Consider the following 18,087-nt stretch of genomic DNA (forward strand, 5'->3'; position numbering starts at 1 on the left):
CTGGTGGCGGTGTTCATGTCGTGGGTTCGACGACGATCGTCACCGGTGTTCTTGCGCAGCTCGATGAACTCTTCGATGTCCATGTGCCAGGTTTCCAGGTAGGCACACACAGCGCCTTTGCGCTTGCCACCCTGGTTCACGGCCACGGCGGTGTCGTTCACCACTTTGAGGAACGGCACGACGCCTTGCGACTTGCCGTTGGTGCCCTTGATGTAAGAACCCAGCGCACGAACCGGCGTCCAGTCGTTGCCCAGGCCGCCGGCAAATTTCGACAGCATGGCGTTGTCGTGGATCGCGTGATAGATGCCCGACAGGTCATCCGGCACGGTGGTCAGGTAGCAGCTCGACAGCTGTGGACGCAGGGTACCGGCGTTGAACAGGGTCGGGGTCGAAGCCATGTAGTCGAACGAGGACAGCAGGTTGTAGAACTCGATCGCACGGTCTTCTTTCTGCTTCTCTTCGATCGCAAGGCCCATGGCCACGCGCATGAAGAAGATCTGCGGCAGTTCGAAGCGCACGCCATCCTTATGGATGAAGTAACGGTCGTACAGGGTTTGCAGGCCCAGGTAGGTAAATTGCTGATCACGCTCGTGGTTGATCGCCTTGCCCAGTTTTTCCAGGTCGAAGGTGGCCAGCACAGGGTTCAGCAGTTCGAACTCGATACCTTTGGCGATATAGGCCGGCAATGCCTTGGCGTACAGATCGGCCATTTCGTGATGGGTAGCGCTTTCGGCGACTTCGAGGAAGTTCAGGCCTTCGGCACGCAGGGTGTCCATCAGCAAACGGGCGGTGACGAACGAGTAGTTCGGCTCGCGCTCGACCAGCGTACGGGCGGTCATTACCAGGGCGGTGTTGACGTCGGTCAGGGCCACGCCGTCGTACAGGTTCTTCAGGGTTTCGCGCTGGATCAGGTCACCGTCGACTTCTTCCAGGCCTTCGCAGGCTTCGGTAACGATGGTGTTCAGGCGGCCCATGTCCAGCGGCGCGAGGCTGCCGTCGGCGCGGGTGATGCGGATCGACGGGTGCGCGTTGACGGCTGCTTCGGCAGGAGCGTGCGCTGCGCGCTCTTTCGAACGGCCGTCACGGTAGATCACGTAGTCACGCGCGACTTTCTGCTCGCCGGCACGCATCAGGGCCAGTTCGACCTGGTCCTGGATCTCTTCGATGTGGATGGTGCCGCCCGATGGCATGCGACGCTTGAAGGTCGCGGTGACCTGCTCGGTCAGGCGCGCAACGGTGTCATGGATTCGCGACGAAGCGGCAGCGGTGCCGCCCTCAACTGCGAGGAACGCTTTGGTGATAGCGACGGTGATCTTGTCGTCAGTGTAAGGAACGACAGTGCCATTACGCTTGATCACGCGCAGCTGGCCAGGCGCGGTGGCTGCCAGATCCGAATTCGAATCGGCGGCCTGCGGCAAGGTGCCCTGCGGGTTCTCGCGAGTTGTGTCGGTTTGCATGGGGGGTGGTCTCCACATTCTCTATGTTTGTTTGGCACCGTCATGGTGCTCACCGTTCTGTACCGAAGCACTGCAACCGACGGGCGTCGGCATTACAAACTTCGGAACAGTAGGAAAAAGGCTGCAACGCCGCATCCTTGCCGAAGTTTTGGTCGCAAGCACAAGCTCGCTACCGGATTCCTTCGCGGGTGACAGTCATGACTGCAACACCCATACCGTTTTGTCCGTTTCGGACCAAATAAAACGGTGCCATCCGCCAGTGCGGTTTGGGCTTGAAAAAACTCGCTTGTTCAACCGGAAACCCGCCATAAAGCACTTGAGTTTCAGGTCTGAAATGTGGTTGGGCGTTTTAGCCGAAAACCCTATATGTAGGGTCTGCGTTTTCGCCGTGCTACAAGATAATGCGTTTCAGGGGGGGATTGCAACGTACTACCTGTGGATAAGCCTGTGCGTAATTTGTGTAAGAAACAGGGAAAACGCGTGTAGGCCGCGAACCTGCTGAGCCAGACCGTTTGTCACTGTTTTTTCGCCCGGAAAAACGCTTCAGCGGTTTTTTAAGGGCGCGAACCCTACCACAGAATTTCGTCTTGTCCGAACGCATTTACCGACTTGTTTTCCGGGTGAGCGGCGTTTATACAATCGCTGGCTGCAGGGGCATATTTATCCTCCCGAAACATGACAGATGATCGGGAGAATCCGTGCAGGAGCTGCCGAAGGGCTGCGATCTTTTGATTGTGATTATTCAAGATCAAAAGATCGCAGCCTCGTTTCACTCGTCAGCTCCTGCAGGGGCCGCGTTCATTCAGCGAAACCTTTACATATCAATAAAAACAGCAAGCAGAGGTCACCGGTGGAGCAACAAAACTGGCAGGTATTGATCGTCGAGGATGACCAGCGACTCGCCGAGCTCACCCGCGATTATCTGCAAGCCAATGGTCTGCGTGTGGAGATCGAAGGCAACGGTGCGCTGGCAGCGGCGCGGATCATCAGGGAGCAACCGGATCTGGTGATCCTCGACCTGATGTTGCCCGGCGAAGATGGCCTGAGCATTTGCCGCAAGGTGCGCAGCCAGTACGACGGGCCGATCCTGATGCTCACCGCGCGTACCGACGACGCCGACCAGATTCACGGCCTCGACCTCGGTGCCGACGACTACGTGTGCAAACCGGTACGCCCGCGCTTGTTGCTCGCGCGGATTCAGGCGTTGCTGCGACGCAGTGACACACCGGAACCGGTCGCGGAAAAATCCCGGCGGTTGCAATTCGGTCCGCTGGTGGTCGACAACGCGTTACGCGAAGCCTGGCTGAGCGACAACGGCATCGAGCTGACCAGCGCCGAGTTCGACCTGCTCTGGCTGCTGGTGTCCAACGCGGGGCGGATTCTTTCCCGCGAAGAAATCTTCACCGCATTGCGCGGCATCGGCTATGACGGCCAGGACCGCTCGATTGATGTACGCATCTCACGCATCCGCCCGAAAATCGGCGACGACCCCGATCATCCGCGCCTGATCAAGACCATCCGCAGCAAAGGCTATTTGTTCGTCCCTGAGGCCTGCGCAGATCTGGCGCTGTGAATTCGATCTTCCTGCGCATCTACGGCGGCATGTGCGCCGCGCTGATTCTGGTGGCGGTGCTCGGCGTGCTGGCGTTGAACCTGCTCAATCAGGTGCGCAGCGAGCAATACCGCGAACGCCTGGCGCATGGCACTTTCTCGCTGATGGCCGACAACCTGCAGCCGATGAACCAGACCGAGCGCCATCGTTCGCTGTTGGTGTGGGAGCGGCTGCTCGGTATTCCGCTGACGCTGAAGAAGTTCTCTGAAACCGACCTCGATCTGGCCCAGCGCACCCGTGTGCTGCGCGGTCAGGCACTGGTCGAACAGACTGGGCCACACGCGGCCAAGGTCTATCGGCTGATCAGCGAAAAAGAACAGATGATGCTCGTCGGTGAGGTGCAGCAGATCAGCGAGCAACTGGCTCGGGCAACTATTTACCTGCTCGCCGATGAACTGGTGCGGGTGCCGGTCGGCGAACAGCCCAAACGTCTGGCGCAGATAAAGCAGGAGAAAGGCTTCGGCTTCGACTTGCGTCTGGTTACGGTGAATGACGCCGACATGGACGAGGATCAGAGTCGCCGCGTGGCCGAAGGTGACACGGTGATGGCGTTGGGCAAGGGCGGCGATTCGATTCGCGTATTTGCCGGCATGGTCGGCACGCCGTGGGTGTTGGAAATCGGGCCGCTGTATCAGATGAATCCATACCCGCCGGAATGGCTGGTGCTGATTGCCGCGCTGGGTCTGACCCTGATCGGTCTCATCGTTTATCTGTTGGTGCGTCAGCTTGAGCGGCGTTTGCGCGGCCTCGAAGCGGCCGCTACGCGCATCGCCAAGGGCAGTCTGGAAACTCGTGTGCCGGCGCGCGGCGCCGACTCGGTCGGGCGTTTGGCGGCCGCATTCAATGGCATGGCCGAGCACTTGCAGCAACTGCTGGCCATCCAGCGCGAACTGGTACGGGCGGTGTCCCATGAACTGCGTACGCCAGTGGCGCGGCTGCGCTTCGGTCTGGAGATGATCGGCACGGCGACCACCCCGCAGGCGTTGGAAAAATACCGCGAAGGCATGGATCACGACATTGAAGACCTCGATAAGCTCGTCGACGAAATGCTCACCTACGCACGACTGGAGCAGGGCTCGCCAGCGCTGACTTTTCAACGGATAGACCTGGATGCGCTGGTCAATCAGGTAATCGAAGAATTGGCGCCGCTACGCGCCCAGGTCACGGTGCAGCGCGGTTTGTGTCTGTCATCGGCCGACAACGACGGCGCCTGGGTCGAGGCCGAGCCGCGCTATCTGCATCGGGCGTTGCAGAATCTGGTGGGCAACGCGATGCGTCATGCGCATTCCCGGGTGACCGTCAGTTATCAGGTCGGCCAGTTGCGCTGTCGGATCGACGTCGAGGATGACGGGCCGGGAGTGCCTGAGGTGGCGTGGGAGCGGATTTTTACGCCGTTCCTGCGCCTCGACGACAGCCGCACGCGCGCCTCGGGCGGGCACGGTTTGGGGCTGTCGATTGTGCGGCGGATCATCCACTGGCATGACGGCCGGGCGATCATTGGCAAGAGCAAAAGCCTGGGCGGGGCGTGTTTCAGCCTGAGTTGGCCGAGGAATCAGGAGCGCCGCTGAGTCAAGGTGGTCGTGATGCTGCCTTCGCGAGCAAGCTCGCTCGCGAAGAGGGCATGGCAGGCAGTGCAAATCCTCAGGCCTGAATGCTGACCAGACTCAACAACTGCCCATCCTGCACGCCGAACTGCGCTTCCAGCTCCGAACCATTGCGCCATTCGCTGGATAAATCCGTCAACAACCGCAGTTTCACCCGACCTGCCTCAGTCCACTCCAGCACCTCGGCATGCTCGAAATAAAAGCGCTGCTGCACGATCGGGTACAGCGCCTTGAACAGACTCTCTTTGACTGAAAAGGTCAAAGTCACCAGCAATGCCAGTTGATCCTGCGAACCTGCCGCCATGCGCTGCAGTTCCGCCGGCGTGAGAATTTCTCCGGACAGACGTTCGGCGCGCTCGTGGCTCAACAGGTTTTCCAGATCCATGCCCAAGCCGCGCCAATGCTGCTTGCTGGCGACAATTGCTGCGGCGCGGCCGGTGCTGTGGGTGATCGAGCCGCAGACATGCGCCGGCCACACTGGCGCGCGGTCCTCGCCGATCGGCGGGATGAAGCTGACGCCTCCGAGTTGTTGCAGCGCGGCACGGGCGCAGACGCGCCCGGCGAGAAACTCGGCCTGACGCTTGGCCACCGAGCGCTGGATGCTCGGCGGCGCCGGCACAGCGCTGCGCTGGAAGTCATCGGCAAGCAACTGCGCCGGATCGAAGTGGGTGCTGAGCAGGACGGTATCGGCCAATACCGTCGGCAATGGCCAGTGGCTCTCGAGCGCGGTGCAGCAGGCGGGCAGGGCGGGGATGGTATGCATGGCGGGCATTTTGCCGATTAGTCGGGGCGAGGTCGAGATGATCGTTCCCACGCCGAGCGTGGGAACGATCAGGTCAGGCGTAGTCAGCTGAAGATTTTCTGAAAGAACGCTTTCATGTCCGCCCATGACTTCTCGTCCGCTGCCTTGTTGTAGCCAATGTCCGGCCCACCGTGTTCGCCATGGCTCAAACGATCGGCATCGGGATTGCTGAAACCATGCTTGGCGCCATCCAGACTGACGAACGCGTAGTCCGCCCCGGCCTTGTCCATTTCCGCCTTGAACGCTGTGACGTTGTCCTGAGTGACCATGCTGTCCAGCGCGCCATGTTCGACCAGGATTTTCGCCTTGACGCTGCCCGGCGTCGCCGGAGTCCTGGTCGCCAGCGCGCCGTGGAAACTCACCACACCGGCCAGCGGCACACCTTGACGCGCCGCATTCAAGACCACGCCGCCACCGAAGCAATAACCGATGGCGGCAATTTTGTTCGGGTCGGTCTGCGCCTGTTTCTTCAACAGATCAAGCCCGGCGGCAAACCGCTTGCTCGCCGCATCGGCATCCCTGGTTGCTGTCTGCATGAAAGCCATGGCGTCTTTGGGATGCTCGGTGTTTTTGCCTTCGCCATACATGTCGATGGCCAGCGCGCTGTAACCGAGCCCGGCAAGATCGCGCGCGCGGCGCTTGGCGTAATCGTTCAGCCCCCACCATTCGTGAACTACGACGATGCCGGGGCGTTGGCCTTTGATCGCGTCGTCATAGGCGTAGTAGCCGATCAGCTTGCTGCCGTCGGCGCTTTGATAACGGATTTCTTCAGTCTTGATCGCAGCCTGGGTGAAGCTGCTGACCGCCAGCAAAGCAAGGGCGAGGAACAGGCGCATGGTCGGGTCTCCTGATGGGAAGTGGTCAGAACAGCCTAGTCGATCTGGTTCAGGTCAGGTTCAGAGACGGTTCAGGGGCCGTACAGGGGCGGCTGAGTAATCTTGCGTCATACCCAAACAGCACCGCGAAAGAGGAAATACCCATGACTCGTTTGAACAAAATGCTGCTGGCTTTGACCGTAATGAGCGCCAGCATCGCGGCTCACGCCGACACGACTTCAAACTTCGCCGGCCTGAGCTTCGGCCAGACCAGCGACAAGATCAAAAAGTCTCACGCGTTGAATGACAACCTCGACCACCCCAACGCCACCGGGGCCATCGACGGCAACAACACGTACGGCATGCGCTTGGGTCAGCAAAACAGCCAGGGCCGCTACTACGCCACTTATGACAACGTTTCCGGCTCGCACAATGGCGTTAAACTGCGCCAGGAAAATCTGCTCGGCAGCTATGACCTGTTCTACCCGGTAGGCGGCAGCACCAAGTTGTTCGGGGGTGCCACGGCCGGTCTGACCAAGCTGACGCAGGAGTCGCCAGGTTTCAGCCGTGACAAAGACATCGGTTACGCCATCGGTGGCCAGGTCGGTGTGTTGCAGCAAGTTTCGCAGAACACCTCGGTGGAACTCGGTTACCGTTACCTGCGCAGCAATGCCAGCACCGAAATGAAGGAGAGCGGCGGCAGCAAACAGGGCTCGCTGGGCTTGACCAGCAGCGCGCAGACCTACCTGTCGGCCAACTATTATTTCTAAGCGGTAGTCGCAGTTTGAAGTGTGGGGGCGAGCCTGCTCGCGAAAGGGGTATATCAGCCGACACCTGCTTGGCTGATCCTCCGTATTCGCGAGCAGGCTCGCTCCCACAGGCAGTTGCCTGGAGAGTTCAAGTGATAGGGAGAAAGGCATGAAACTGTTGGTCGTCGAAGATGAGGCCCTGTTGCGTCATCACCTGCGAACCCGCCTGACGGAAAGCGGACACGTGGTCGAGTCCGTGGCCAACGCCGAGGAGGCGCTGTACCAGACCGGACAGTACAACTTCGATCTGGCGGTGATCGATCTCGGCCTGCCGGGCATGGGCGGCCTCGACCTGATCCGCCAGTTGCGCTCGGGGGGCAAGACCTTCCCGATTCTGATCCTCACCGCGCGGGGCAACTGGCAAGACAAGGTCGAAGGGCTCGCCGCCGGCGCCGATGATTACGTGGTCAAACCGTTCCAGTTCGAAGAACTCGACGCACGCCTGAATGCCTTGCTGCGCCGCTCCAGCGGTTTCACCCAGTCGACCATTGTTGCCGGGCCGTTGCTGCTTGACCTCAATCGCAAACAGGCCAGCCTCGATGAACAACCGCTGGCGCTGACCGCTTACGAATACCGCATCCTCGAATACCTCATGCGCCATCATCAGCAAGTGGTGCCCAAGGATCGCTTGATGGAGCAGCTCTATCCGGATGACGACGAGCGTGATCCGAATGTCATCGAAGTGCTGGTCGGCCGTCTGCGCCGTAAACTCGAAGGCCCGGCCGGGTTCAAACCGATCGACACCGTGCGCGGCCTTGGCTACCTGTTCAATGAGCGCTGCAATTGATCCGTTCCCTTCGTGTTCGTTTGATGCTCGCCGCCACCACGTTGGCGGTGTTGTTCATGCTCGCCTTGCTGCCGGCGATGCAGGGCGCCTTCAGCCTTGCCTTGCAGGACTCGATCGAACAACGCCTGGCCTCCGACGTCACCACGTTGATCTCCGCCGCACGGGTGGAAAACGGTCGCCTGATGATGCCAACGCAACTGCCGGATGAGCGCTTCAATCTTGCCGACTTCCGTTTGCTTGGCTATATCTACGACCGCAATGGCAAGTTGGTGTGGCGTTCGAGAGCCACTGACGAAGAACAGATCAACTACACACCGCGTTACGACGGTCTCGGCAATGAATTCGCGCGGATCCGTGAGGCCAACGGTCAGGAATTCTTCGTCTACGACGTCGAGGTCAAACTGCTCGGCGGCAAAAGTGCGGCGTTCAGCATCGTCGCTCTGCAACCGGTACGTGAATACGAAACCACCCTCGAAGGCCTGCGCGAAAATCTCTATCTGGGCTTCGGCGCGGCATTGCTCGTATTACTGGCGTTGCTATGGATCGGTCTGACCTGGGGCCTCAAGGCTTTGCGTCGATTGAGCCAGGAACTCGATGAAATCGAAGGCGGCACCCGCGAAAGCCTCACGGAAAAACACCCGCGCGAACTGCTGCGGTTGACCGGCTCGCTCAACCGCCTGCTGCTCAGCGAACGGCAGCAGCGCAGCCGCTACAGCGACTCCCTCGACGACCTCGCACACAGCCTGAAAACCCCGTTGGCGGTACTGCAAGGCGTCAGCGAAGACATGGCCCAGCGTCCGGAAGACCGTGATCAGGCCTGGGTCCTGCAGAGCCAGATCGAACGCATGAGCCAGCAGATCAGCTATCAACTGCAGCGGGCCAGCCTGCGCAAAAGTGGCCTGGTCCGCCATCAGGTGCGCTTGCAACCGGTGCTCAAAAGCCTGTGCGACACGCTGGACAAGGTCTATCGCGATAAGCATGTGCGCGTGACCTTTGATCTGCCTGAGCATTGCTACGTGCCGATCGAGCAGGGCGCCTTGCTGGAAATGCTCGGCAACTTGCTGGAGAACGCCTATCGCCTGTGTCTGGGCGAGGTGCGTGTCAGCGTGCGCGAGTCCCTGGTCGGGATCGAGTTATGCGTCGAGGACGATGGGCCAGGTGTGCCACTGGACCAACGTGCGCGGATTCTCGAGCGCGGCGAACGTCTGGATGCCCAGCATCCAGGGCAGGGAATCGGACTGGCGGTGGTCAAGGACATCATCGAAAGCTACAACGCCCGTCTGGCCCTGGGCGATTCGCCGATGGGCGGGGCGGTGTTCAGGATTCATTTTCCTGCGGCTTGAATGTTGACAGTGCCGGCCTCTTCGCGGGCAAGCCCGCTCCCACGCTTGAAATGCAATCCTCCTGTGGGAGCGAGCCTGCTCGCAAAGGCGTCTTGCTTCAAAACTCCTGCGCCCGATAAGCCCCCGGTGTCAGCCCCGTCCATTTCTTGAATGCCCGATGAAACGCCGACGGCTCGGAAAACCCGAGCTGCTCGGCGATCTGCTGCAACGACAGATCCGCGCGCCCCAGATGATAGATGGCGATATCCCGCCGCAGTTGATCCTTTAGCTCTTGAAAACTCGTACCTTCCTCTCGCAAGTGCCGGCGCAACGTTTGCGGGCTGATGTGCAGATGCGTGGCGACGGCTTCCAGATCCGGCCAATGCGCAGCGTCGCGGCTGAGCAAACGACGCAGGCGGCTGCTCAGGCTGTCGCCGTCGTCCGGGCGCGAGAGCAGGTCGGCGGGGGAGCGTTCGAGGAAATGCTTGAGCGTGCGTTCGTCCTGCAACAGCGGCATCGCCAGATAGCGACGGTGAAACAGCAGGCTGCTTTGCTCGGCATCAAAGGTCAGCGGGCACGGAAACAGCAGGTCGTATTCGCTGCCATGATCGGGGCGCGGGTAGCTGAAGGTTGCCTGCTCCAGGCGAATCCTCTGGCCTATCAACCAACTGCCGAGGCGGTGCCAGATCACCAGCAGACTTTCGCTGAGAAAGTGATCCGGATCCCACCACTGCGCGTCATCCAGGCTCAACCGCACCCATTCGTCTTCGCGGCGCAGGGACAGGCGCGGGGCGTCGGGGAACAGGCTGTAAAACAACAAACCGCGTTGCAGGGCCTTCTCCAGATTGCGGCAGTGAATCGAGGCGTGACACATCATGGCAAAGCTGCCCGGCTTGCTCGGTGCGTTACCGAAACCCAGGTATTCATCGTCCAGCGCCGCCCACAACCCCTGAATCAGGCGGGTGAACTGCTCCGGGGCGATGCGTGCGCGGGGCTCCTCGAGCAACTCCGGGCTGATCCCCAGTTGCTGCAACAGTCCTGAACAATCCAGGCCGCGACGGCGCGCACCGCCAAGGGCGGCACGGGCGAAATGGCTGGCGATGGTGCGTTCGCGCATAAGCGGCAATCCTTGTTCAAGCACCGATCGTAACGACGGGCCCGCGACGCAACAAGGCGGATTTCCGCCAAATTGCAGGACGCCGAACGCTCAGTTGGCGGAAATCCGCCATGCCTCAAGTCACTGATTGGTGACAGGAAAATCCCGCAGGCCCTGATATCAAAAGGCTTGCTGCCATTCGCACCAATCTGGCACGACGTTTGCGATACAAGCGACAGAAGCGTGCACTTCTTCCGCCTGGGAGGATGCCGTTCCAACAACAAATCCCTCCAGTGCAGGAGGGTTCGCAATTAAGGTTCTGCGCTCGACAGATGGATGTTGCCGCTGGACGCTTGAGGAAACCTGCAATGACGACTCGTCAGCCACTGTATAAATCCCTGTATTTCCAGGTGATCGTTGCCATCGCCATCGGCATTCTGCTCGGTCACTTCTACCCGCAGACCGGTGTGGCCCTCAAGCCACTGGGTGACGGCTTCATCAAGCTGATCAAAATGGTCATCGCCCCGATCATCTTCTGTACTGTTGTCAGCGGTATCGCCGGCATGCAGAACATGAAGTCGGTAGGCAAGACCGGCGGCTACGCGCTGCTGTACTTCGAAATCGTTTCCACCATTGCCCTGCTGATCGGTCTGGTTGTGGTCAACGTTGTGCAACCGGGCGCCGGCATGCACATCGATGTCACCACCCTCGACGCCTCGAAAATCGCCACCTACGTGACGGCCAGTAAAGACCAGAGCATTGTCGGGTTCCTCCTCAATGTGATCCCGAACACCATCGTCGGCGCGTTCGCCACCGGTGACATCCTGCAAGTGTTGATGTTCTCGGTGATCTTCGGCTACGCCCTGCATCGCCTGGGTTCGTACGGTCGTCCGCTGCTGGACATGATCGATCGCTTCGCTCACGTGATGTTCAACATCATCAACATGATCATGAAACTGGCGCCGCTGGGTGCGTTCGGTGCCATGGCGTTCACCATCGGTGCCTACGGTGTCGGCTCGCTGGTGCAGTTGGGCCAGTTGATGATCTGCTTCTACATCACCTGCGTCCTGTTCGTCGTGCTGGTGCTGGGAGCGATCTGCCGTGCTCACGGTTTCAGCGTGTTCAAGCTGGTGCGCTACATCCGTGAAGAGCTGTTGATTGTACTGGGCACGTCCTCATCGGAATCGGCACTGCCACGCATGCTGATCAAGATGGAGCGTCTGGGCGCGAAGAAATCGGTAGTGGGTCTGGTGATCCCGACCGGTTACTCGTTCAACCTTGACGGTACTTCGATCTACCTGACCATGGCCGCCGTGTTCATCGCCCAGGCGACCGACACGCACATGGACATCACTCACCAGATCACCCTGCTGCTGGTACTGCTGCTGTCCTCCAAAGGCGCAGCCGGTGTGACCGGTTCGGGCTTCATCGTGCTGGCCGCCACCCTGTCGGCGGTCGGTCACCTGCCAGTGGCCGGTCTGGCGCTGATCCTCGGTATCGACCGCTTCATGTCCGAAGCCCGCGCACTGACCAACCTGGTCGGTAACGCTGTAGCGACCATCGTCGTGGCCAAGTGGGTCAAGGAGCTGGACACCGATCAACTGCAAACCGAGCTGGCTTCCGGCGGTCGCGGTATCTCCGACGAGCGTGAAGAAGACGACCTGGGTGTGGCTGAAGGCCCAACCCCGAGCAACGCGAAGTAAGCATCGCTTGCACAGAAAAACCCGCTTCGGCGGGTTTTTTCTTGCCCGGAATTTGAGCGCAACGGTCACACCTGCTGACATTTGCGGTGATTGCCGCATTGACGATGGCTGCCTAGGCTGAGTTCATCGCCCAAGGAGTTCGCCCATGTCTGCACCGCTGGCCTCACTGAAGATTCTCGATTTCTCGACCTTGCTGCCGGGGCCGTTCGCCTCGTTGCTGCTGGCGGACATGGGCGCCGAGGTGCTGCGCATCGAATCGCCAACCCGCATGGATCTGCTGCGGGTGCTGCCGCCGCATGATGGCGGTGTCTCGGCCAGTCACGCCTACCTCAACCGCAACAAGCGCAGTCTGGCGCTGGATCTGAAACAGCCCGAAGCGCTGCAGATCATCAAGCAACTGCTGGGTGAATACGACATCGTGCTCGAGCAGTTTCGCCCCGGGGTGATGGAGCGTCTGGGCCTGGGTTATGAGGCATTGAAGGCGATCAACCCAAAGCTGATTTATGTGTCGATCAGCGGTTACGGCCAGACCGGGCCGTACAAGGAACGCGCCGGGCATGACATCAACTATCTGGCGCTGGCGGGACTCGCCAGTTACACCGGACGTGCCGACAGCGGGCCGTTGCCGCTGGGCATGCAGGTGGCGGACGTGGCGGGCGGCTCGCTACACGGCGTGATCGGCTTGCTGGCAGCGGTGATTGCCCGTCAGCAAACCGGGCAGGGCACCCATCTGGATGTGAGCATGACCGACTGCGCGTTCAGCCTGAACGCCATGGCCGGCGCTGGCTATCTGGCCTGCGGCGTGGAACCGGGCCGGGAAGACCAGATGCTTAATGGCGGCAGCTTTTACGATTATTACCGTACCCGGGATGGGCGCTGGATGTCGGTGGGCAGTCTGGAGCCGGCCTTCATGCAGCAATTGTGCACGGCGCTGGGCCGGCCGGAACTGGCGGCGCACGGGTTGTCGCCCAGGCCTGAGCAACAACAGGCCTTGAAAGAGGCGTTGCGGATCGAATTCGAACGGCATGATTTTGCAGAACTGTGTGAGTTGTTCGCCGGGGTCGATGCCTGTGTCGAGCCGGTATTGAGTCTGGGCGAGGCGCTGCGCCATCCGCAAATGCAGGCGCGGAAGCTGGTGACGCAGGTGCCGCGCGGAGATGGCACGACGCAGGCGCAGATGGCCTGTCCGTTGAAATTTTCTGAGGCGTTGCCGGCGCCAAGGCATGTTGGCGCCGGGTTGGGGCAGCATACGGATGAGGTGTTGGGGGAGCTGGGCTTGAGTGCTGGGCGGATCGCCGAGTTGCGTTCGGCCAAGGTGATTCTGTAGCGCCCATGCCGCCGCCTTCGCGAGCAGGCTCGCTCCCACATTGAAATGCATTCCCCTGTGGGAGCGAGCCTGCTCGCGAAGGGGCCAGTCAGGGCACCGCAGAAAGCAACTATTCCACCCGCATCTCACCACTGAACACCAGCGTACTGCGGCAGCGCCGGCACAGATACCGCCGCCCTTGCCGCACCAGACCATGGCGCTGGGCGGTAAACGGGAAATCACTGTCGGGGCACGGGCATTTGTAGATATAGCGGGTCACGCTGCGCCGCTTGATTTCATAGGTGTGGCAGCGATCCGGCGGCAATTCGTAGACGCCGCGCATAATCAGTTGCCACTCCTCGCCATGGGGCTGGATGCGGTCGCCGAACAGTTGATGAGCGATCAGGTGAGCGACTTCGTGTGCCACGGTCTGCTTGAGGAAGTGCTCGGTGTTTTCCCGGTACAGCTGCGGGTTGAAGCGCAGCAGGTTCTCGTGCAGATGCGCGACACCGGCTTTCTGCCCGCGCAGCTTGAGGCTGACGACGGGGCGTTTGAAGGAGCGTTTGAAAAAGGATTCAGCGAGTTGGTAACAATCTTCGACGCGGGTATTGAGTTGCTCGGGCATGCTTGATGGATCTCCAGAGACGCCGAGTATGCCGCAACCCCGGCGACTTGCGAATCGCCGACCTGCCGAATGGTCGTTGCCCAACGAGAAGGCCGCCTTGCGGCGGCCTGTATTGGCAGATGTTGTTTTTCTCAGGCAGGAAACAGGTCAGTTGGTATAGACCGGGCCGACACCCAGGCCCCAGACAATCACGGTGAACGCCATGATCGCCACCAGCACTACCAGGCCGACGGCGAGCACCGAGCTGGAAAACAGGAAACCTTCATCCGAAGGGATGTTCATGAAGGTCGGCAGGCCGACATACAACAGATACACCGTGTAGCAGATGGCCGCTGTGCCGACGATCATCCCCAGCCACATGTGCGGATACAGCGCCGCCAGACCGCCGACGAACAACGGTGTCGCGGTGTATGTGGCAAACGCCACGCAACGGGCCAGGCTTGGATTGGCGTCATAGGTGCGTGCCATCCAGTGCACGAAGGCGCCCATCACCGCGACCCCGCCGAGCATCGCCAGGTACGACATGATGGTCATCCACAACGCGCTTTCGAACGTGAGCATCACCGGCGCGCGGTTGCCGATCACCCAACCGACCTGGGTCGTGCCGATGAACGCCGAGACCGCAGGGATCGCCGCCAGGATCAGCGTGTGCGTCAGGTACATGTGGCTGATGCTTTCCTCTTGGTCGCCACGGATCTCCTTCCATTCCTGATCGGGGTGGGTAAACAGTCCCACTACGTGATGGATCATGCCATTCACTCCTCTTGTCATTGCCATCGCCCCCCAACGGAGCGCCTACGGGCCAAAATGGCCGAGCAAATACAGGTCTTCAGATGTGTGCGACCTTATGTCGCAGTATAGAAAGGACTCCAGCGCACCGGTATGCCGGGCTTAGAGCAAATCGCGCTGTAAACGGAGTGGATAATCGCCTTGGGGTCTGTGGAGTGCGCGTCGTGAACGGCGACAACCTGTGCCGACAAACCCGGGGTTTTTGCGTAAAATGCCGGCCTTTCGTCACACCTCACGGATTTCGCGTCATGGGCACTCTTACGGTCAACCAGAACAAACTGCAAAAGCGCCTGCGCCGCCTGGCCGGCGAAGCGATCGCCGATTTCAACATGATCGAAGACGGCGACAAGGTCATGGTCTGCCTGTCCGGGGGCAAGGACAGCTACACCATGCTTGACGTGCTGATGCACCTGCAGAAGGTTGCACCGATCAAGTTCGACATCGTCGCGGTGAACATGGACCAGAAACAGCCGGGCTTTCCCGAGCACGTGCTGCCGGCCTACCTGAAAGAACTGGGCATCGAGTATCACATCGTCGAGAAGGACACTTACTCGGTGGTCAAGGAACTGGTGCCGGAAGGCAAGACCACCTGTTCGCTGTGCTCGCGCCTGCGTCGCGGCACGCTGTACACCTTCGCTGACGAAATCGGCGCGACGAAAATGGCCCTCGGTCATCACCGCGACGACATCGTCGAAACGTTTTTCCTCAACATGTTCTTCAACGGCACCCTGAAAGCGATGCCACCAAAACTGCGCGCCGACGATGGCCGCAATGTGGTCATCCGCCCGCTGGCGTACTGCAACGAGAAGGACATCCAAGCTTACTCGGACCTCAAGCAGTTCCCGATCATCCCGTGCAACCTCTGCGGCTCGCAGGAAAACCTGCAGCGCCAGGTGGTCAAGGAAATGCTCCAGGACTGGGATCGCAAAACCCCGGGCCGCACCGAATCGATCTTCCGCAGCCTGCAGAACGTAGTGCCGTCGCAACTGGCCGACCGCAATCTGTTCGACTTCACCAGCCTGAAGATCGACGAGACCGCGGCTTCGCGTTTCGTCAATGTCGTCAATCTGTAACCACATTCCAGGTGGGAGCGGGCTTGCTCGCGAAGACGGTGTATCAGCCGATAGATAATTCGACTGACACTCAGCCTTCGCGAGCACGCCCGCTCCCACACTGGTTTCTTTGTTTCATTCAATAGGAGAGGGCATGCGCGATTACAAGTGGCTGCATGAATACTGTCTGAACCGTTTCGGTTCGGCGGCTGAACTGGAAGCCCATCTGCCCGTCCCCAAGACCCCCGCACAACTGCGCAAGATCCGCGACGACCGTTACCTCTCGACCATGGCCCTGCGGGTGTTTCGTGCCGGGCTCAAGCACAGCCTGGTCGACGCCAAGTGGCCGGCGTTCGAAGAGGTGTTCTTCAAGTTCGATCCGGAAAAAGTCGTGCTGATGAGCGCCGAACACCTTGAACGCCTGATGCAGGACGCGCGGATCATTCGCCACCTCGGCAAGCTGAAAAGCGTGCCGCGCAATGCGCAGTTCATTCTTGATGTGGAAAAGGACAAGGGCAGCTTCGGCGCGCTGATCGCCGACTGGCCGGTGACCGATATCGTCGGCCTGTGGACCTACCTGAAAAAGCACGGCCACCAACTCGGCGGGCTGTCGGCGCCACGGTTTTTGCGCATGGTCGGCAAGGACACGTTCGTGCCGAGTTACGACGTGGTGGCGGCGTTGAATGCGCAGAAAATCGTCGACAAGGTGCCGACCAGCCTGCGTGATCTGGCGACGGTGCAAAACGCGTTCAACCAGTGGCATGAACAGAGTGGCGGACGGCCAATGAGCCAGATTTCGATGATGCTCGCCTATACCGTCAATCATTAACAGCGTATCGCCCCATTCGCGAGCAAGCCCGCTCCCACATTCTGGAATGCGTTCCCGTGTGGGAGCGGGCTTGCTCGCGAAGGCGCCAGTTCAGGCGACGGAGACGTCTCCCTCACCCGCCAGCTTGCGATTGAGCTGATAGCGCCAGCGCACATACAGCAGCGCCGAGCAGAACACCGCCAGGCTCGCGGCCATTTCCAGCAGGCCGAACAACTGTCGGTTGGGGTCGTACGCCGCCAGTGCACCTTTGATGAAATACAGATTCACCACAAAACACATCCATGAATGGCCACGGGCACTGCCCATGATCATCGCCGGGGCGAGGACCAGCCACGGGATCAGCTCGACCAGCAGAATCACCCACGGCCGCGCGCCATGCAGATCGGCGAACAGCAGGTAGTAAGCGGCCAGCAAGCCGGCGAGGGCGAAAAAGCTCAGCAGGCTGAGCACGCGCATCGCCTTGACCCGTGGCTCAAGCCACGCCACCGAGGGCAGGACTTTCGGCTTCTTCGCCATCAGCCCACCAGTTTCTGCGCGGTTTTCGCCAGGCGCAGACCGAGTGCGCGACACAGCGCCACTTCGTGCTGGTCGAGACCGTTCTTGCCATCGGCACCGGCGTGATGGCTGGCGCCATAAGGCGTGCCGCCACCTGCGGTTTCGAGCAGTGCCGATTCGCTGTAAGGCAGGCCGGTGATGAGCATGCCGTGATGCAACAGCGGCAACATCATCGACAACAGCGTGGTTTCCTGACCGCCGTGCAGGCTGGCGGTAGAGGTGAACACGCCGGCCGGTTTACCCACCAGCGCGCCGGTCAGCCAGAGGTTGCTGGTGCCATCGAGGAAGTACTTGAGCGGCGCGGCCATGTTGCCGAAACGGGTCGGACTGCCCAACGCGAGGCCGGCGCAGTTTTTCAGATCATCGAGGCTGGCGTAGAGCGCGCCTTCAGCGGGAATCTCCGCAGCCACCGCTTCGCATTCAGTGGAAATCGCCGGCACCGTGCGCAGACGCGCTTCCATTCCGGCCTGCTCGATGCCACGGGCGATCTGCCGGGCCATCTCGTTGGTGGAACCGCTGCGGCTGTAATAAAGAACCAGAATGTACGGCGTGCTCATGGCAACAACTCCAGCACGTTTTCCGGTGGACGACCGATGACGGCTCTGTCGCCGACTTCAAGAATCGGCCGCTCCAGCAGTTTCGGGTGCGCGGCGATGGCGTCTATCAATTGCTGCTCGCTGAGGCTGGCGTCCGCCAGGTTCAGGGTTTTGTATTCCTCTTCACCGGTGCGCAGCAGCTGCCGCGCGCTGATCCCGAGCTTGCCGAGCAGGGCCTTGATCTGCGCGGCATTGAGCGGTGTTTCCAGGTAGCGCACGACATTCGGACTCAAGCCGCGGGCTTCGAGCAGTTCCAGCGCGCCGCGGGATTTCGAGCAGCGCGGATTGTGATAAAGCGTCAGATCGGTCATGGCGGGTCGCTTCTGGC

General features: G+C 60.5%; 18 protein-coding genes. 9 read left to right on the forward strand and 9 right to left on the reverse strand.

Going from position 1 to position 18,087, the window contains the following annotated elements:
• A partial coding sequence (locus ACIGDJ_RS26210) for an ATP cone domain-containing protein (RefSeq protein ID WP_397504658.1) occupies positions 1 to 1,457 on the reverse strand: 1,457 nt, incomplete at its 3' end.
• 850 nt (positions 1,458 to 2,307) lie between these two features.
• Between ACIGDJ_RS26210 and ACIGDJ_RS26215 the strand changes: the two genes are divergently transcribed.
• Together ACIGDJ_RS26215 and ACIGDJ_RS26220 are read left to right on the forward strand one after the other, a co-directional pair.
• Positions 2,308 to 3,030, forward strand: coding sequence for a response regulator (locus tag ACIGDJ_RS26215; RefSeq protein ID WP_101156059.1), 723 nt, complete (start codon positions 2,308 to 2,310; stop codon positions 3,028 to 3,030).
• Positions 3,027 to 4,637: an ATP-binding protein gene (locus ACIGDJ_RS26220; RefSeq protein WP_101156061.1), complete on the forward strand. Its 1,611-nt coding sequence runs from the start codon at positions 3,027 to 3,029 to the stop codon at positions 4,635 to 4,637. Before ACIGDJ_RS26215 ends, ACIGDJ_RS26220 begins: the two co-directional genes overlap by 4 nt.
• 73 nt (positions 4,638 to 4,710) lie before the next feature.
• On the opposite strand, the gene ACIGDJ_RS26225 is transcribed toward ACIGDJ_RS26220, so the two are convergent.
• Positions 4,711 to 5,436 (reverse strand): 4'-phosphopantetheinyl transferase, encoded by a 726-nt coding sequence (locus tag ACIGDJ_RS26225; protein ID WP_397479758.1) that lies wholly within the window; start codon positions 5,434 to 5,436, stop codon positions 4,711 to 4,713.
• An 83-nt stretch (positions 5,437 to 5,519) separates the two neighbouring features.
• Positions 5,520 to 6,311, reverse strand: coding sequence for a dienelactone hydrolase family protein (locus tag ACIGDJ_RS26230; RefSeq protein WP_397479757.1), 792 nt, complete (start codon positions 6,309 to 6,311; stop codon positions 5,520 to 5,522).
• A 143-nt stretch (positions 6,312 to 6,454) separates the two neighbouring features.
• Here ACIGDJ_RS26230 and ACIGDJ_RS26235 point away from each other — a divergent pair, with 143 nt between their 5' ends.
• From ACIGDJ_RS26235 to ACIGDJ_RS26245, 3 genes are all read left to right on the forward strand, one after another.
• Positions 6,455 to 7,060 carry a hypothetical protein gene (locus tag ACIGDJ_RS26235; RefSeq protein WP_101156065.1) on the forward strand — a complete coding sequence of 202 codons (606 nt, stop codon included), beginning with the start codon at positions 6,455 to 6,457 and terminating at the stop codon, positions 7,058 to 7,060.
• Between the two features lie 148 nt (positions 7,061 to 7,208).
• The gene (locus tag ACIGDJ_RS26240; RefSeq protein WP_101156067.1) at positions 7,209 to 7,886 is read left to right on the forward strand and encodes a response regulator; all 678 of its coding nucleotides are present in this window, start codon (positions 7,209 to 7,211) and stop codon (positions 7,884 to 7,886) included.
• A complete protein-coding gene (locus ACIGDJ_RS26245) occupies positions 7,883 to 9,229 on the forward strand; it encodes an ATP-binding protein (protein WP_101156069.1) in 1,347 nt (448 codons plus the stop codon). Before ACIGDJ_RS26240 ends, ACIGDJ_RS26245 begins: the two co-directional genes overlap by 4 nt.
• 97 nt (positions 9,230 to 9,326) lie before the next feature.
• On the opposite strand, the gene ACIGDJ_RS26250 is transcribed toward ACIGDJ_RS26245, so the two are convergent.
• Positions 9,327 to 10,325 carry an AraC family transcriptional regulator gene (locus ACIGDJ_RS26250; protein WP_101156071.1) on the reverse strand — a complete coding sequence of 333 codons (999 nt, stop codon included), beginning with the start codon at positions 10,323 to 10,325 and terminating at the stop codon, positions 9,327 to 9,329.
• 347 nt (positions 10,326 to 10,672) lie between these two features.
• Here ACIGDJ_RS26250 and ACIGDJ_RS26255 point away from each other — a divergent pair, with 347 nt between their 5' ends.
• Both ACIGDJ_RS26255 and ACIGDJ_RS26260 read left to right on the forward strand, forming a co-directional pair.
• On the forward strand, positions 10,673 to 12,007 hold the full coding sequence (locus ACIGDJ_RS26255) for a dicarboxylate/amino acid:cation symporter (protein WP_197892903.1): 1,335 nt from the start codon (positions 10,673 to 10,675) through the stop codon (positions 12,005 to 12,007).
• Between the two features lie 145 nt (positions 12,008 to 12,152).
• Entirely contained in the window at positions 12,153 to 13,334 is a 1,182-nt protein-coding gene (locus tag ACIGDJ_RS26260; RefSeq protein WP_130902448.1) for a CaiB/BaiF CoA-transferase family protein, read from the forward strand.
• A gap of 109 nt (positions 13,335 to 13,443) precedes the next feature.
• Here ACIGDJ_RS26260 and ACIGDJ_RS26265 read toward each other — a convergent pair whose 3' ends face one another.
• Complete coding sequence (locus ACIGDJ_RS26265; protein WP_024013976.1) at positions 13,444 to 13,938, reverse strand: SprT family zinc-dependent metalloprotease; 495 nt, start codon at positions 13,936 to 13,938, stop codon at positions 13,444 to 13,446.
• Positions 13,939 to 14,085: 147 nt separating this feature from the next.
• Positions 14,086 to 14,688 (reverse strand): Yip1 family protein, encoded by a 603-nt coding sequence (locus tag ACIGDJ_RS26270; protein WP_016773629.1) that lies wholly within the window; start codon positions 14,686 to 14,688, stop codon positions 14,086 to 14,088.
• Positions 14,689 to 14,975: 287 nt separating this feature from the next.
• Here ACIGDJ_RS26270 and ttcA point away from each other — a divergent pair, with 287 nt between their 5' ends.
• Together ttcA and ACIGDJ_RS26280 are read left to right on the forward strand one after the other, a co-directional pair.
• A complete protein-coding gene (gene ttcA / locus ACIGDJ_RS26275) occupies positions 14,976 to 15,800 on the forward strand; it encodes a tRNA 2-thiocytidine(32) synthetase TtcA (protein ID WP_056788114.1) in 825 nt (274 codons plus the stop codon).
• Positions 15,801 to 15,933: 133 nt separating this feature from the next.
• Complete coding sequence (locus ACIGDJ_RS26280) at positions 15,934 to 16,608, forward strand: DNA-3-methyladenine glycosylase I (protein WP_217862779.1); 675 nt, start codon at positions 15,934 to 15,936, stop codon at positions 16,606 to 16,608.
• Between the two features lie 90 nt (positions 16,609 to 16,698).
• Here the strand turns inward: ACIGDJ_RS26280 and ACIGDJ_RS26285 are convergent, their stop codons facing one another.
• Genes ACIGDJ_RS26285 through arsC form a run of 3 tightly spaced genes read right to left on the reverse strand, consistent with a single transcriptional unit; the run spans position 16,699 to position 18,070 of the window.
• Complete coding sequence (locus ACIGDJ_RS26285; RefSeq protein WP_397479756.1) at positions 16,699 to 17,124, reverse strand: DUF2069 domain-containing protein; 426 nt, start codon at positions 17,122 to 17,124, stop codon at positions 16,699 to 16,701.
• Positions 17,124 to 17,720, reverse strand: a complete 597-nt coding sequence (gene wrbA / locus ACIGDJ_RS26290; RefSeq protein WP_101156081.1) for an NAD(P)H:quinone oxidoreductase — start codon at positions 17,718 to 17,720, stop codon at positions 17,124 to 17,126. Before wrbA ends, ACIGDJ_RS26285 begins: the two co-directional genes overlap by 1 nt.
• Complete coding sequence (gene arsC, locus ACIGDJ_RS26295; RefSeq protein ID WP_101156083.1) at positions 17,717 to 18,070, reverse strand: arsenate reductase (glutaredoxin); 354 nt, start codon at positions 18,068 to 18,070, stop codon at positions 17,717 to 17,719. The genes wrbA and arsC overlap by 4 nt, the downstream gene beginning before the upstream one ends.
• Positions 18,071 to 18,087: the final 17 nt, after the last annotated feature.

The organism is Pseudomonas sp. NPDC079367 (assembly GCF_044542195.1).
GTDB lineage: Bacteria > Pseudomonadota > Gammaproteobacteria > Pseudomonadales > Pseudomonadaceae > Aquipseudomonas.

Excerpts from the sequence above, each read along its gene's own strand:
- ACIGDJ_RS26225 (WP_397479758.1), bottom strand. The coding sequence starts at position 5,436 with ATGCATACCATCCCCGCCCTGCCCGCCTGCTGCACCGCGCTCGAGAGC.
- ACIGDJ_RS26285 (WP_397479756.1), bottom strand. The coding sequence starts at position 17,124 with ATGGCGAAGAAGCCGAAAGTCCTGCCCTCGGTGGCGTGGCTTGAGCCA.
- ACIGDJ_RS26230 (WP_397479757.1), bottom strand. The coding sequence starts at position 6,311 with ATGCGCCTGTTCCTCGCCCTTGCTTTGCTGGCGGTCAGCAGCTTCACC.
- ACIGDJ_RS26250 (WP_101156071.1), bottom strand. The coding sequence starts at position 10,325 with ATGCGCGAACGCACCATCGCCAGCCATTTCGCCCGTGCCGCCCTTGGC.
- ACIGDJ_RS26255 (WP_197892903.1), top strand. The coding sequence starts at position 10,673 with ATGACGACTCGTCAGCCACTGTATAAATCCCTGTATTTCCAGGTGATC.
- ACIGDJ_RS26235 (WP_101156065.1), top strand. The coding sequence starts at position 6,455 with ATGACTCGTTTGAACAAAATGCTGCTGGCTTTGACCGTAATGAGCGCC.
- ACIGDJ_RS26265 (WP_024013976.1), bottom strand. The coding sequence starts at position 13,938 with ATGCCCGAGCAACTCAATACCCGCGTCGAAGATTGTTACCAACTCGCT.
- ACIGDJ_RS26240 (WP_101156067.1), top strand. The coding sequence starts at position 7,209 with ATGAAACTGTTGGTCGTCGAAGATGAGGCCCTGTTGCGTCATCACCTG.
- ACIGDJ_RS26280 (WP_217862779.1), top strand. The coding sequence starts at position 15,934 with ATGCGCGATTACAAGTGGCTGCATGAATACTGTCTGAACCGTTTCGGT.
- ttcA (WP_056788114.1), top strand. The coding sequence starts at position 14,976 with ATGGGCACTCTTACGGTCAACCAGAACAAACTGCAAAAGCGCCTGCGC.
- arsC (WP_101156083.1), bottom strand. The coding sequence starts at position 18,070 with ATGACCGATCTGACGCTTTATCACAATCCGCGCTGCTCGAAATCCCGC.
- ACIGDJ_RS26270 (WP_016773629.1), bottom strand. The coding sequence starts at position 14,688 with ATGATCCATCACGTAGTGGGACTGTTTACCCACCCCGATCAGGAATGG.
- wrbA (WP_101156081.1), bottom strand. The coding sequence starts at position 17,720 with ATGAGCACGCCGTACATTCTGGTTCTTTATTACAGCCGCAGCGGTTCC.
- ACIGDJ_RS26260 (WP_130902448.1), top strand. The coding sequence starts at position 12,153 with ATGTCTGCACCGCTGGCCTCACTGAAGATTCTCGATTTCTCGACCTTG.